The 13,158-nt window shown below is 35.7% G+C and carries 16 protein-coding genes; 2 read left to right on the forward strand and 14 right to left on the reverse strand.

Translation table 11 applies throughout. The features are described from left to right. Positions 1 to 61: 61 nt before the first annotated feature. From K0U91_RS09670 to folK, 3 genes are read right to left on the reverse strand one after another with little or no spacing between them, the layout of a single operon-like run. Positions 62 to 1,528, reverse strand: a complete 1,467-nt coding sequence (locus K0U91_RS09670) for an OmpA family protein (RefSeq protein WP_219970499.1) — start codon at positions 1,526 to 1,528, stop codon at positions 62 to 64. 50 nt (positions 1,529 to 1,578) lie between these two features. Next, a complete protein-coding gene (locus K0U91_RS09675; protein ID WP_220180519.1) occupies positions 1,579 to 2,676 on the reverse strand; it encodes an OmpA family protein in 1,098 nt (365 codons plus the stop codon). 23 nt (positions 2,677 to 2,699) lie between these two features. Further along, positions 2,700 to 3,113 (reverse strand): 2-amino-4-hydroxy-6-hydroxymethyldihydropteridine diphosphokinase, encoded by a 414-nt coding sequence (folK, locus tag K0U91_RS09680; RefSeq protein WP_219970501.1) that lies wholly within the window; start codon positions 3,111 to 3,113, stop codon positions 2,700 to 2,702. A 19-nt stretch (positions 3,114 to 3,132) separates the two neighbouring features. Between folK and sppA the strand changes: the two genes are divergently transcribed. Then, a complete protein-coding gene (gene sppA, locus K0U91_RS09685) occupies positions 3,133 to 4,887 on the forward strand; it encodes a signal peptide peptidase SppA (RefSeq protein ID WP_220180518.1) in 1,755 nt (584 codons plus the stop codon). Between the two features lie 68 nt (positions 4,888 to 4,955). Here sppA and K0U91_RS09690 read toward each other — a convergent pair whose 3' ends face one another. The 6 genes from K0U91_RS09690 to lnt all read right to left on the reverse strand — a co-directional run bounded on the left by K0U91_RS09690 (position 4,956) and on the right by lnt (position 8,841). Beyond that, a complete protein-coding gene (locus K0U91_RS09690; protein ID WP_219970503.1) occupies positions 4,956 to 5,207 on the reverse strand; it encodes a GlsB/YeaQ/YmgE family stress response membrane protein in 252 nt (83 codons plus the stop codon). Between the two features lie 56 nt (positions 5,208 to 5,263). Continuing rightward, a complete protein-coding gene (gene ftsY, locus K0U91_RS09695) occupies positions 5,264 to 6,217 on the reverse strand; it encodes a signal recognition particle-docking protein FtsY (RefSeq protein ID WP_219970504.1) in 954 nt (317 codons plus the stop codon). 186 nt (positions 6,218 to 6,403) lie between these two features. Further along, a complete protein-coding gene (locus K0U91_RS09700) occupies positions 6,404 to 6,556 on the reverse strand; it encodes a DUF4295 family protein (protein WP_082002123.1) in 153 nt (50 codons plus the stop codon). 19 nt (positions 6,557 to 6,575) lie between these two features. Then, on the reverse strand, positions 6,576 to 6,758 hold the full coding sequence (gene rpmG / locus K0U91_RS09705; RefSeq protein WP_027373683.1) for a 50S ribosomal protein L33: 183 nt from the start codon (positions 6,756 to 6,758) through the stop codon (positions 6,576 to 6,578). A 3-nt stretch (positions 6,759 to 6,761) separates the two neighbouring features. After that, positions 6,762 to 7,004, reverse strand: coding sequence for a 50S ribosomal protein L28 (gene rpmB, locus K0U91_RS09710; protein WP_034760742.1), 243 nt, complete (start codon positions 7,002 to 7,004; stop codon positions 6,762 to 6,764). Positions 7,005 to 7,200: 196 nt separating this feature from the next. Beyond that, positions 7,201 to 8,841, reverse strand: a complete 1,641-nt coding sequence (lnt, locus tag K0U91_RS09715; RefSeq protein ID WP_220180517.1) for an apolipoprotein N-acyltransferase — start codon at positions 8,839 to 8,841, stop codon at positions 7,201 to 7,203. A gap of 55 nt (positions 8,842 to 8,896) precedes the next feature. Here lnt and K0U91_RS09720 point away from each other — a divergent pair, with 55 nt between their 5' ends. Continuing rightward, on the forward strand, positions 8,897 to 9,310 hold the full coding sequence (locus K0U91_RS09720) for a VanZ family protein (protein ID WP_220180516.1): 414 nt from the start codon (positions 8,897 to 8,899) through the stop codon (positions 9,308 to 9,310). Here the strand turns inward: K0U91_RS09720 and K0U91_RS16260 are convergent. The 5 genes from K0U91_RS16260 to K0U91_RS09740 all read right to left on the reverse strand — a co-directional run bounded on the left by K0U91_RS16260 (position 9,299) and on the right by K0U91_RS09740 (position 12,946). Then, entirely contained in the window at positions 9,299 to 9,727 is a 429-nt protein-coding gene (locus K0U91_RS16260; RefSeq protein ID WP_258561915.1) for a pyrroline-5-carboxylate reductase family protein, read from the reverse strand. The two genes, K0U91_RS09720 and K0U91_RS16260, sit on opposite strands and share 12 nt — an antisense overlap. 2 nt (positions 9,728 to 9,729) lie before the next feature. Beyond that, positions 9,730 to 10,101, reverse strand: coding sequence for a pyrroline-5-carboxylate reductase family protein (locus K0U91_RS16265; RefSeq protein ID WP_258561914.1), 372 nt, complete (start codon positions 10,099 to 10,101; stop codon positions 9,730 to 9,732). Between the two features lie 95 nt (positions 10,102 to 10,196). After that, positions 10,197 to 11,210 carry a UDP-N-acetylmuramate dehydrogenase gene (murB, locus tag K0U91_RS09730; protein WP_220180515.1) on the reverse strand — a complete coding sequence of 338 codons (1,014 nt, stop codon included), beginning with the start codon at positions 11,208 to 11,210 and terminating at the stop codon, positions 10,197 to 10,199. Between the two features lie 37 nt (positions 11,211 to 11,247). Continuing rightward, complete coding sequence (locus K0U91_RS09735) at positions 11,248 to 11,730, reverse strand: hypothetical protein (RefSeq protein WP_220180514.1); 483 nt, start codon at positions 11,728 to 11,730, stop codon at positions 11,248 to 11,250. Between the two features lie 10 nt (positions 11,731 to 11,740). Next, positions 11,741 to 12,946: a pyridoxal phosphate-dependent aminotransferase gene (locus tag K0U91_RS09740; RefSeq protein WP_219970510.1), complete on the reverse strand. Its 1,206-nt coding sequence runs from the start codon at positions 12,944 to 12,946 to the stop codon at positions 11,741 to 11,743. Between the last annotated feature and the right edge of the window lie 212 nt (positions 12,947 to 13,158).

A 13,158-nucleotide genomic window follows, 5' to 3' on the forward strand; every position in this document is an offset into this window, starting at 1 on the left:
GAAACTAATTTAACAAAAAAAGTCACGCAATGCGTGACTTTTATTCTATATAAGCGGTTTATTATTTTGCTTCGAAATAAACCCTTCTGTTTGCTCTGTTTTTCCATTCAGGACATTTAGTAGCAGGTTCACACTCTGGGTATTTAAGATCTTTCTCGCCTCTACCTACGGCATTTAGCTTAGAAGATTCTACACCGTTTTTGATCAGATAATTTTTAACACTATTTGCTCTTCTTTCGGATAGTTTTTGATTATAGTCGTCGCTAGCTCTTGTATCTGTAGCTCCAATCACTGTATAAGATCCACTAGAAGAATTGATATAGCTTACAGCGTTGTTTAAGATAGGTGTATTTGAAGGTAAAATTCTGTCAGAATTTAAATCAAATTCAATTCCTGCCATTTCCATTACTGTTTCTATTGGTCCTTCTGGTGTACCAGAAACAGTTTGATTAACAGGACAGCCATTATTTTCAACCGGTCCCGGAACTGTTACACATCTATCGTAAAGATCGATTACGCCATCCAAATCTGCGTCAAGAGCTACACCTGCACCATCCACTCTTGCACCTGCAGGAGTATCCAGTTGTCTGTCCCAATCATCACAAACTCCGTCATTATCAGCATCACCTTTCTTACAAACTTCGATATCCTGATTTTTGTCAGCCAAAACATCTAATTTATAATAAATTTCCTGTAATGGATCGTGCCACATCAAGTGAGATTCATGTTTTCCTAATTTTAATGATAGACCTAAAGTCGCATTGAAAAAGTTGTCAGAAACCTGATCTTCTCTTCTGTTGATAGCACTGTACTGATCACCGCCACCGTCGAATTGATCGTCTCCTGTGTAAACATACATTAGTCTGGTTTCAAGATCAATTCTTCTGTTTACTTTAAATTTAAGTCCTGCTCCAGCTTGTCCAAAGAATGAACCAAATTTAAAAGGTTTGATCTCAGTCATTAATCGTTGACCGCTATCATCTTTTAAATACGATTTATAAGCTAATGTTCCTACACCTGCATAACCGTGTAAAGCCCATCTGAATGTAGATTTGTTATCAACTCTTCTTAGAAGATTTGAAAAATTAATATCTCCTAAGATTGAAATTGCGTCGTATTGCGTTCTTGCACCTTCTTGTCTGTTTGCTGCTGCATTAGAAGGAGCTGCATCTTTGGTATTAAACCAGCCTTGTCTTGTTTCACCACGATCATACTGTAAATTAATACCGAAAGCGTGGGTAATTGCTTTATCAACACTTAGATAAGCTGAATAACCAAAAAGGTTTTTTCCGTTACCATTTTTTATTGATGTTAAATCAGCAGATTGTACTAATGGTACTCCGGCACCAAATGATACAGCCCAGTCATTAAATCTCTTGGATTGTTGTGTAAATGGGGATATATTGGCAGACCCTGATGAGAATGTATTAGGATATCCTTCATTTGAAACTACCGCTATCGAATCCTGTGCAAAAGCAACAGTAGGTACTGCTAAAGCAAATGCAACAATTGCTAAACTTAATTTCATAGTATATTTTTATTTAGTTAATTATTAATGATTTGTTTTTTTATAATTGATTATTGCGGGCAACCATTGTTATCTGTAGATCCTGCAACTGTAACGCATTTGTCGTACAAGTCAATAACTCCGTCAAGATCCATATCTAAAGCTACACCTGCGCCATCAACTCTTGCCCCGGAAGGTGTATTGAGCTCTCTGTCCCAGTCATCACAAACACCATCATTATCATTATCACCTTTTTCACATACTACAAGCTCACTGGCAGTATTTTCGAGTAGATATGTTTTATAATAAATTTCTTGTAAAGGATCATGCCATGCAAGATGAGATTGCTGCTTTCCTAATTTAAAGGACAGACCTAAATTGAAAGACATCATTGCATCAGAGTACGAATCATTAATCAAGTTATAATTAAGTCTGTTACCATTTGATCCTTCTACTTCTCTTACATTACCTCCGCCATCAAATTCTTCATCGAAACTATTAAGATACATTACTCTTGCCTCAACATCAATTAGATTAGATATGTTGTATTTTAAACCGACTCCTGCCTGCATAAAAAATGATGCGATACCTAACTTTTGATCAACCATGATAGGAAAGTTTGGTGGATTTGTTTGCCATTGAGAAATATCATTATCGATCAGCTCAGTTTTATAACCCATAAAACCACCACCTAAATATCCGTGAAGAGCCCATCTGAATGGGGACTTATTATCCACTCTTCTCAATAAATTAGAAAAATTTAGATCTCCTAATAATGATACTTGATGAAATTTTGTCCAGGCATTTGCAACGCCCGCTTTTGGGTTGTTCGGAAGCTGCCCCTGTTGGTTAGTTTCGCCCATTTGATATTGTAAACTAATACCGAAAGTATGGGTTATCTGCTTATCGATACTCGCATACACATTCCACCCCCATTTGATTTCATCACCATAAAAAGAAGTGACATCTGCGAATGTCATGAAAGCAGGACCTCCACCAACTGAGATTGCCCAGTCGTTGAATCTTCTTGCTTTATTGTCAAATTTTTGAATATTTGCAGAACCTGAAGAAAAAGTATTAGGATACTGATCTGTGGTGTTAACAGCAATACTGTCCTGAGCATAAGTAGCAATAGGCAGTATGGCCAATAAGAATAAACCTAATTTCATGCAATATGTTTTTATGTTTTGTTTTATATTATATTTTGTAATAATATTCTAGAAAATTCTCTTTCAAAAAGATGTTTTTTATGAGGGATTTCCAACTTTTCTGAACTGAATTTTAATTCGTCATATTTAATGATATCTATATCTATAATTCTATCTGAATAGCTTCCTGATATTTTAGTATCATTAATTCTCCCCATTTCAATTTCAATCTTCTTAATGAAATTAAGTAATTGAATTGGTGAAAAATGCGTAAATATTACAGTTGCAATATTACAAAAATTATTGGAACTTACAAATTCTACGGGTTCAGATGTTAAATATTCACTAATTTTTACTACCTCACATTTCTCCCGTAGCTTTTCCAAAGCCATATCCAGATTGTTTTTTTTATCACCAATATTACTTCCCAGTAACAAAACGACTCTATGTTGCGACATATTGAAAAATGATTATTTTATGAAGAGTTTCTTTAAAAATGTATTGGCAAATATAGTGGCAATTATGGTACTGTGTGCGGTGTTTTTCTTCTTTTTTATCATCATGATTGCTTTTGGATCAATGAGTAATGAGAAGTCTGTGAGTGTGAAAAAGAATTCAGTTTTGACAATTAACCTTAAAACAAATATTATTGATAGCCCAACAGAAGATCAGCAAAGTATCTTCAATGTCAGTGATAAAAATACCAATGTACTAATATATGATGTATTGGAAGCGGTGAGAAAAGCAAAAGATGACGATAATATTAAAGGGATTAGTATTGAGGTCGATAATCTGAATGCCGGAATTACTCAGATTGATGATCTGAGGGAGGCTATTCAGGACTTTAAGAAGAGCGGAAAGTTTGTGTATGCTTATGGAAATGTTGTTTCGCAGTCTTCCTATTATTTAGGATCTATTGCCGATCAGTATTATCTGAATCCATCAGGTGGAATTGAACTGAAAGGTCTTTCAACAGAGGTTACTTTCTTCAAAGATTTTGCTGAAAAATATGGGATCGGTATTGAGGTTATCCGTCATGGTAAATTCAAGTCTGCAGTTGAACCATTTTTAAGAAATGACATTTCGCCCGAAAACAAAGAGCAGTTGAGCACTCTTCTAAATGATATTTGGGGTAATACTGCTTCCAAAATTGCAGCTTCAAGAAAGATGGATGTGGGTCAGTTCAAAACGGTTGTTGATAGTTTATACGGAATGATTCCTGACCAGAGCTTAAAATACAAATTGGCGGATAAATTGATCCAGAAAACAGAATATGATCAAATGATCAGAGCAAAATTAAGTCTGAAAGATGATGATAAATTAAATAAAATTTCATTAAACAAATACATAGATTCTTTCACTGATAAAGATAAATCCGGCGAAAAAGTTGCTGTGCTGTATGCTTCTGGATCTATCAACAGTGGTGATCAGTACAATGATATTAATTCTGAAAAATATATCAAATATATTAAAGATCTTCAGGATGACAAAAAGATAAAAGCTGTTGTATTGAGAATTAATTCTCCGGGCGGAAGTGCAAATGCTTCGGACGAAATTTTATTCGAACTTCAACAATTAAAAAAGAAAAAGCCATTGGTTGTTTCGTTTGGCGATTATGCAGCTTCAGGCGGATATTATATTGCAATGGCGGCAGATAAAATTTATTCTGAACCCAACACATTGACCGGATCAATAGGAGTTTTTGGAGTTTTGCCTTATTTCAAAGAACTGGCTAACAAAAATGGAGTGCGCTCTGACATTGTTGCGACCAACGCCAATTCAGCATATTATTCTTCATTAAATGGATTGACGCCTTACGGTGTAAGCGTGATGACAAAAAGCGTAGAAGGCACATACAAAAGATTCGTGCACTTTGTAACTCAAAATAGGAAGAAATCTTTTGAAGATATTGATGCAATCGGTGGAGGTAGAGTATGGAGTGGTACCCGTGCAAAGCAGATTGGTTTGGTAGATGATTTAGGAAGTTTGGAAGATGCCGTGAAATTTGCAGCGCAAAAAGCAAATTTAAAATCGTATCATGTCTCTTCATATCCTAAAAAGATGACGGCATTTGAGCAGATTTTTGAAGACTTAAATGAAGATGACATCTCTGCAAGAGTGATTAAAAATAAAATAGGTAAGGCAAATTATGAAATTCTGGAGCAGATTACAGACAAGAAACTGAAGTCTGAAGTGAAAATGGAAATGCCATATCAAATTAAAATCAACTAAATTATATTGTTCATAAAAAAGCCCGGATCTGAAATTTCAGATCCGGGCTTTTTATTTCTTAAAGCTTCTTATTTCTTCGTTACCATTCTATAGATAGCAAGTAAAAGTACTGAACCCGCAATTGCTACAAGGAAACTAGATAGATTAAATCCTGATACATCTACTCCGAATATCATTGATCCGATCCATCCTCCAAGAATACTTCCCAAGATACCGATGATGATTGTTACGATCCATCCTCCAGGGTCGTTTCCTGGATGTAATGCTTTAGCGATTGCCCCTGCGATAAGACCGAAAATGATCCACGTTAAAATTCCCATAGCTTAAATTTTTAATGTTAATGAATTTGGTTTATTTTTCAAGAAATAAAGATTACTTATCTCTTCTTGAAGAATGAGTCTACAAACTCTATACCATTAAATAATTGCAGGTCCTGCATTTTTTCACCAACACCAATATATTTCACTGGAATCTGGAACTGATCAGAGATTCCGATCACTACACCACCTTTTGCTGTTCCGTCTAATTTTGTTACCGCCAGAGCGTTTACTTCAGTCGCAGCGGTAAACTGCTTAGCCTGTTCGAAGGCATTCTGACCCGTTGAACCGTCCAAAACCAATAAAATCTCATGAGGTGCATCAGGAATGACTTTTTGCATGACTCTTTTGATTTTGGTAAGCTCATTCATCAGATTTATTTTATTATGAAGTCTTCCTGCTGTATCAATAATCACCACATCGGCATTTTGAGCAACGGCGCTTTGTACAGTGTCAAATGCAACAGAAGCCGGATCAGAGCCCATTTCCTGTTTTACGATCGTTACTCCGGCTCTTTCGCTCCAGATCGTAAGCTGGTCTACTGCTGCCGCACGGAACGTATCTCCCGCTCCCAAAACCACTTTTTTCCCCTCTGCTTTAAACTGATGTGCCAATTTTCCTATCGTAGTGGTTTTACCGACACCATTGACCCCTACTACCATAATGACGTAAGGTTTTTTTGACGTGTCGATGTTTCCTGTGTTTGCCTGTGGGTTTTCTAGCAGTAGTCCTGAGATTTCTTCGCGCAGAATGCGGTCAAGTTCGCTCACGTTCACGTATTTGTCTTTTGCAACACGTTCTTCAATTCTCTGGATGATTTTGATAGTGGTAGATGCGCCAACATCAGAAGCGATAAGTATTTCTTCAAGGTCATCAAGCACCTCATCATCTACTTTGCTTTTGCCGACTACGGCTTTTGTCATTTTTTCAAAGAATCCTTGATTAGATTTTTCCAAACCTTTATCTAATGTTTCTTTTTCTTCTTTTTTAAAAATATTTTTAAACCAACTCATCTTATGAATTATGGAATTTAATTATTGTGGGATGCAGGGATGTTGGAAGATGGATATTTACAATCGTAATAGATATTCAATAAACATCAAGAATCAGACATCCGACACCCAGCGTACTAAAAGCAAAGATAACAAAAAAACTACCCAAAATATGAGTAGTTTCTGTATTGTAAATAAAGTAACTGATTATTTTTTCAAATAAGCATCCACTTCGTCTGCATTCATTACTTTTTCTTCGAAAACGTAAGCTTCTGATTTAGAAGACTTCACCATTTTCACCACTTTAGTCATTTTTTTTGACTGTCCGCTTTGTAGGGTTGCTACTACTTTCTTTGCCATGGTAAATTATATTTATAAATTACTTGATTTCTTTGTGAAGGGTAGATCTCTTAAGAACCGGATTGTATTTTTTCAATTCCAATCTTTCTGTAGTGTTCTTTTTATTTTTTGTAGAAATGTATCTAGACATTCCCGGCATACCGCTTTCTTTGTGCTCTGTACATTCAAGAATTACTTGAACTCTGTTTCCTTTTTTTGCCATGATTTAGTTCTTTTTAATCAATCCTTCTCTGATACCTCTTTCGATAGCCTCTTCGATTCCAATCTTGTTAATGATTCTCAATCCATGAGCTGAAACTTTTAGCGTAACGTGCTTGTCTTGCTCTGGAAGGTAAAATTTCTTTTCCAATAAGTTAATTTCAAAACGACGCTTCGTTTTGTTATTAGCGTGGGAAACGTTGTTACCAACCATTGCACGCTTTCCTGTTATCTGGCAAATTCTTGACATATCTCGATGTTCTTATTTGTATAATATTTGAGGTTGCAAAATAACGAATAATTTTTTAGACAGACAAGTTTTATATAAAATTTTATAATAAATATTTGTCTTTTTATTCTTATGATGAAACCTATTTCTTTTTATAATTGTCTAATAATGCGTTTTCTGATGTATTAAATTTAATAAACCTTATTAGTGAAAATATTTAAACCTTCTTTTTCTGCATTCTGTCCTGAAATTTTTTAATCAGAAAATAAAATAAGAGAAAGCCTAAGGAAAATATGGAAAATCTGGTCAGTAGATCTCCTGCCTTTACATAAAAAGTTTCGTTGTCATAAAGGTTTATTTTAGCAAACAGAGCCGTTTTATCACCATAAAAAGTATCTTCCAAGACTTCACCTTTAGCGTTGATGTGTGCAGAAATTCCGCTGTTGGCAGACCTTGCGATTTCTCTTCTTGTTTCAATAGCTCTTAGTTTTGCATATGATAAAAGCTGTTTGTGACCTTCTGTAACACCCCACCAGGAATCGTTGGTGACAATTGCCAGAAAGTTGGCTCCTTTTTTTACATAATCGGTGACGAATTCTCCATATATGCTTTCATAACAGATGATCGGAGCGATCTTTCCTTTATTATACGGATTTGAAAATGCTACACGTTCTTCGTCTGTTCCCAAAGATGCCACAGTTCCGCCTAAATTGATCATTGCATTACCTAAAAGCGGTTTAAAAACGCTCATGTAGGGAAATATTTCTACTCCGGGAACAAGCTTGCCTTTGTGATAAACCTCAACCTTCTGATTGGGAATAATCTGTACTGCCGAATTGTACCTTTCAACCCACAAATGAGTATTAAGCTGATAAGCTTCTCTGGGTAAATCTTCGCTGTTTGTATAATAACGGTGTGATGAAATTCCGGTTGTAAAAACAGAACCGGGATGTCTGGCTAAAAATCCTTTTACATCATTCAGAAGCGTGCTTTTCTCAAATGCTGTTTCAGAAATAGATCCGCTTCCCGGAATCGCTGTTTCGGGAGCAATATAATAGTCGATTTTTCCTTTTGTATTTTCTTCAGCAAGAGACAGAAGGTCTTTGACGATGGTTGTGCTATCGGTAGAATATTTTTCGGCATAAGGATCGAGAGCAGGCTGCAGCATCAGAACATTGACCTGACCGATCGGCTTTTCATCAAATTGATTAAATTTAACCAGAGAAATAATCATAGGAAGAATAATCAGCAAAGTCACAATTAATGTGTTTCTAATTAAATCTTTTCTTTTTCTTCCGGCCTCAAAAACTCTGATGGTGTAAAATATCAAAACATTAATCAATAAAATCCAGAAACTTCCCCCGGTTGAGCCAAGAGTGTCATACCACTGAATAAATTCAGGATAATCTGAAAAAACATTTCCTAAATTCAGCCATGGCCATGTAAATTCCCAATTCAGATGGAATTTCTCAAAACTCATCCAGATAGCGATGAAAAAAGCGAGTCCCCAGTAACTTCCCTGCGCATTTTTGTACCAGTGATAACATTGAAAAACCAATGAGTATAAAAATGAATTTACCAGAACCGGAAAAACGACTGCCATCATCGAATGGCTGCCGTCAGGATTTTTAGAACCATATAACCAGCCTGTTGTTATAATGTTCCAGATGACAAAACATAAATAGGAAAGCCCGAAAATAACCCAGCCTTTTCTTTTGAACTGAGAAAATTTAGACACACCATGTTCCATCATCAGAAGCGGAACAAGAGCGAAAAATATAAAAAACGGAATTCCGTATGTTGGCCAGGATACGGACAATAGCATCGCTGAAATGAGCGCAAGTAAAACGTATTTCATTCAATTATTTTAGCACACAAATTTAATGTTTTTGAAATGAATAACTTTGCAAATCATGTTAAAGAAATTTTACAGAATAATAATTCTTCCTTACACTGTTTTTCTGCTTTATCTTATGTTTTTCGGCATGGGACGATTCCAGTATGAAGATAATGTGATAAGAATAAAACCCATTGTTTCGACCATTTGGTATATACAGGAAACTGTCAGTTTAAAAGATATTGTAATGATTGTTGTGGGAAATGTTGTGATGTTTATTCCTTTTGGTTTTTTAGGCTGGGTCTTTCCTAAGCTTATAGAGCTGCAGAATCTTATCTTTACTTTTGTTTCAGCAATTACAATTGTAGAGGCGCTTCAGTATTTTTCGAGAATGGGTATTTTTGAGGTAGACGATATCATTCTCAATACTTTTGGAGTGTATCTGGGTTGGCAAATATTTAGATTTATCGAAAATCGATCAGCCGTTTAGCTCTTTAGCTCTTTTTTCTGCATTCAAAATTCCTCTCTGTAAAATTCCCTTTAAATTGTTGTCTTCAAAAGCTTTTAGAGCAGCTTCTGTTGTCCCGCCTTTCGAAGCAACATCGTTGATAAGTTCTTCAAGGTTTTTATCTGAATTATTGATCAGATGATAAGCACCAAGCATGGTTTGCTTGACGAAAAGTTTAGAAAGATTCTCATCGATTCCCATTTCTATTCCGGCTTTTATCATGGCATCAACAATATAATAAAAATATGCTGGTCCGCTTCCTGAAAGTGCGGTTACGCCATCCAGTAAATCTTCATTTTCCAGATAAACAGACCTTCCGGTGCTGTTTAAAAGCCTTTCGATATTCATTAATTCGTTGAAGGCTATTCCTTCTGCAGAAGTATACCCTGTGATTCCCATTCCTAAAAGAGTAGGGGAATTGGCATTGCACGTACGACCAATTGATGATTGAGCAGTTTTTGGATTTTATCGATTTTGATTCCTGCCATAATGGAAAGGACCATCTGGCTTTTATTAAATTTAAATTTAAAATTCTCAGCAACATGCTTGAAATCCTGAGGTTTTACGGCGATAATAATTAAATCTGCATCTAATTCTTTCACATCATCAAAAATTGAAATCTTTGATTTTGGAAATTCTTCCGATATTTTTTGGATTTTCGAATGATTTCTGGTGATGAGCTGCAGGTTTTCAGGCTTTATCAATTCATATTTCAGGAAAGATTTTGAAAAAGATAAGCCCATATTTCCGGCTCCGATGATGGCGATTTTCATTTGTGTATTTTTTGCTTGAAATTATTCACTCTGAATAGTAATTATTTCTAAATGTAGCGAATTCAAAATTTTAAAGGAAATTTTTAGACATTTTTTTAAACAATATTCACCTCTCTCTCCAACTCAATCCCAAACTTCTCCTTCACAGAATCAATAATCATCGCTGAAAAATCAAAAATTTCTTTTCCGGTGGCATTTCCGGTGGCATTGATGATGACCAAAGACTGTAATTGATGAGAAGCAACGTTTCCGATCTGTTTTCCTTTCCAGCCGCATTGCTCGATGAGCCAGCCTGCCGGAACTTTTACAGAATTTCCGTTCGGATACCCTTGAATGGTTGAAAATTTCTGCTTTAAGTCTTCAAATTTTAACAAAGGAATGGTAGGGTTTTTAAAAAAGCTTCCTGCATTTCCGATTACTTTCGGGTCAGGTAATTTGCTTTGTCTGATGTTGATCACAGCTTTTGAAATATCCTGAATGGTAGGATTTTCAATTCCCAAAATTTCGAGTTCAGTTTTGATAGCGCCGTATTCGGTTTTTATCAAATGGTTTTTTCTAGTCAGTCTGAAAGTAACTTCCAATATTACATATTTTCCTTTTCCTTCCTGCTTAAAAATAGAATCTCTGTACCCAAATCTGCACTGTTCGAGATTGAAATTTTCAATTTCTAATGTTTCTAAATTTAAAACTTTACAGTTTGCAAAAACGTCTTTGATTTCTGTTCCATAGGCACCGATATTCTGCATCGGCGAAGTCCCTACATTTCCCGGGATCAGAGAAAGATTTTCTAAACCGCCATAGTTTTTATTTAAACAAAATAGTACCAATTCATGCCAGTTTTCCCCTGCTTTTGCAGTGACTAAAACTTCGTTTTCGTTAATGATCTCTTCTGAAATTCCTTTTAAATGAAGCTGAATTGCCAATCCGTCAAAATCTCTTGTCAGTAAAATATTACTTCCGCCTCCCAAAAATAGAAGTGGAAATGTTTGAGAGTTTGAGCGTTTGAGAGTCTTTATCAATTCTTCCACTGAATTTACTTCTGTGAAATATCTGGCATTGGCATCAACACCAAATGTGTTAAAAGATTTTAGAGAAAAATTTTCGTGCATTGAAGAAAAATTATTTTAAAAATGAGCTTGAAAAAAATTATTGCTTTTGTTTAGGCAGAATGTTTTTTAATTTGATTTTAAATTCTTCAAATTGCCTGTAATGGGTATCGCTGTGTGTATTTACGAAAACGTGAGACTTTTTTGAAGTTTTAATCTGGAAAGTTTCGTCGATGCCATCAAGATGCTGAATGCTTGGTGAGCTTTCAATTAAACTTAAATCTTTAATTTTAAACGAAGAAGCCAGGTTTTTCCAGATCTCGGGAGTTATTGCTTTATGCCATTCGCTATGTTTTCGGCTGGCTGTAGTTCCGGCTTCGAAATGGATGGAGTCTTTGGTGATTCTAATATTGCTGTAGTTTCCGGATTCTCCGCCGACATTAGAAAATCCTATAAAAGTAATCTCTTCAACACCAGTTGATGGTGTTGTGTTTTCTTTGTTTTTTTCTTTGCATGAAAAAAATATCAACAGTAAAAACATTGAGAAGAGCAGTCTCACAACGTTGGTCTTTACTGTTGACATCATATAATATTTAAAAACGAAGATCTGAATTGTAGTTTTCCAGCGCAGCTTTCAGAATGGCAACACTTTTTCTTAAATCTTCCTCTTTAAGTACATAAGCGATTCTTACCTGTTTTTTACCCAGTTCGGGATTGCTGTAAAATCCGCCTGCAGGTGCAACCATAATGGTTTCGTTATTTAAAGAGTATTTTTCTAGTAACCACTGAGCAAATAATTCTGTATCGTCAACAGGAAGTTCGGCTACACAGTAAAATGCACCTCTAGGTTTCGGGCAGATTACCCCAGGAATAGCGTTCAATAAATCTACCAGAACATTTCTTCGGTGGGTATATTCTTCTCTTACTGCTCTGATGTAGGCTCCGTCATTCTGATGAGCGGCTGTTGCAGCAATTTGTCCTAAAAGTACAGGGCTTAGTCTTGCCTGAGCAAAAAGCATTGCTGCATCATGTATTTTTTTAGAACGGGTGATCAGGCATCCGATTCTCACGCCGCACATAGAATAGCGCTTAGATTCTGAATCGATAATGATGCAGTTTTCACTGATCTCAGGGAATGCAAACATTGATATCTGATGCTTGCCATCGTAAACATATTCTCTGTATACCTCATCAGAAATGATGACGATATCATATTTTAAAGCAATGTCAGCCAATTGCTGCAGCTCTTCTCTGGTGTAAAGGTAACCTGTCGGGTTTCCGGGGTTACAGATGATGATCGCTCTTGTTTTTGCGGTAATTTTTTTCTCAAATTCTTCGATTGGAGGAAGCGCAAATCCGGTATCGATTGTTGAAGGTACAGCTACCACATTTACGTTGAAAGTGCTCGTAAAGCCGTTGTAATTTGCGTAATAGGGCTCCGGGATGATAACCTCGTCACCATCATCGCATAGGGTAGAGATAGCAAAGTTTAATGCTTCAGAACCACCATTGGTTACGATAAAATTGTCTGGTGTAAGATCTGTAAAATCAAGTGAATGATAATAGTTGGTAAGTGCCTTCCTATATTCAATATTTCCTTCTGATAGTGCGTATTCCAAAACTTTTAAATCAATGTTTTTTAAAGCATTTAAAGCAGTTTCCGGAGTTTCGATATCAGGCTGTCCGATATTTAAATGGTATACTTTCGTTCCTCTTTGCTTGGCCTGAAGGGCGAAAGGTACAAGTTTTCTAACCGGTGAAGGAGGCATCTGTTGTGCTCTGTTTGAGATGTTAGGCATTGTCTAATATTTGTATGCACAAAAATAGCAAAATATTTCGGCTCATCCAGAAATATTAATAGAAAGACAAGGCTTACTATGTTTAGCATTTTAATTATAATAAAAATGTTAATAAATCTAAAACCTAACCTATTTTTGTTGTGCAACCGATTATTTGTTAGGTATATTTTAGTAATTTTTTTATATTGTTAAAAATAATTTAAAATTAGCAT

This window comes from Chryseobacterium sp. LJ668, from assembly GCF_019613955.1.
Taxonomy (GTDB): Bacteria; Bacteroidota; Bacteroidia; order Flavobacteriales; family Weeksellaceae; genus Chryseobacterium.

Bases quoted from the DNA above. Each gene is read 5' to 3' on its own strand.
- K0U91_RS09670 (WP_219970499.1), bottom strand. From the start codon at position 1,528: ATGAAATTAAGTTTAGCAATTGTTGCATTTGCTTTAGCAGTACCTACT.
- K0U91_RS09675 (WP_220180519.1), bottom strand. From the start codon at position 2,676: ATGAAATTAGGTTTATTCTTATTGGCCATACTGCCTATTGCTACTTAT.
- folK (WP_219970501.1), bottom strand. From the start codon at position 3,113: ATGTCGCAACATAGAGTCGTTTTGTTACTGGGAAGTAATATTGGTGAT.
- sppA (WP_220180518.1), top strand. From the start codon at position 3,133: ATGAAGAGTTTCTTTAAAAATGTATTGGCAAATATAGTGGCAATTATG.
- K0U91_RS09690 (WP_219970503.1), bottom strand. From the start codon at position 5,207: ATGGGAATTTTAACGTGGATCATTTTCGGTCTTATCGCAGGGGCAATC.
- ftsY (WP_219970504.1), bottom strand. From the start codon at position 6,217: ATGAGTTGGTTTAAAAATATTTTTAAAAAAGAAGAAAAAGAAACATTA.
- K0U91_RS09700 (WP_082002123.1), bottom strand. From the start codon at position 6,556: ATGGCAAAGAAAGTAGTAGCAACCCTACAAAGCGGACAGTCAAAAAAA.
- rpmG (WP_027373683.1), bottom strand. From the start codon at position 6,758: ATGGCAAAAAAAGGAAACAGAGTTCAAGTAATTCTTGAATGTACAGAG.
- rpmB (WP_034760742.1), bottom strand. From the start codon at position 7,004: ATGTCAAGAATTTGCCAGATAACAGGAAAGCGTGCAATGGTTGGTAAC.
- lnt (WP_220180517.1), bottom strand. From the start codon at position 8,841: ATGAAATACGTTTTACTTGCGCTCATTTCAGCGATGCTATTGTCCGTA.
- K0U91_RS09720 (WP_220180516.1), top strand. From the start codon at position 8,897: ATGTTAAAGAAATTTTACAGAATAATAATTCTTCCTTACACTGTTTTT.
- K0U91_RS16260 (WP_258561915.1), bottom strand. From the start codon at position 9,727: ATGGGAATCACAGGGTATACTTCTGCAGAAGGAATAGCCTTCAACGAA.
- K0U91_RS16265 (WP_258561914.1), bottom strand. From the start codon at position 10,101: ATGAAAATCGCCATCATCGGAGCCGGAAATATGGGCTTATCTTTTTCA.
- murB (WP_220180515.1), bottom strand. From the start codon at position 11,210: ATGCACGAAAATTTTTCTCTAAAATCTTTTAACACATTTGGTGTTGAT.
- K0U91_RS09735 (WP_220180514.1), bottom strand. From the start codon at position 11,730: ATGTCAACAGTAAAGACCAACGTTGTGAGACTGCTCTTCTCAATGTTT.
- K0U91_RS09740 (WP_219970510.1), bottom strand. From the start codon at position 12,946: ATGCCTAACATCTCAAACAGAGCACAACAGATGCCTCCTTCACCGGTT.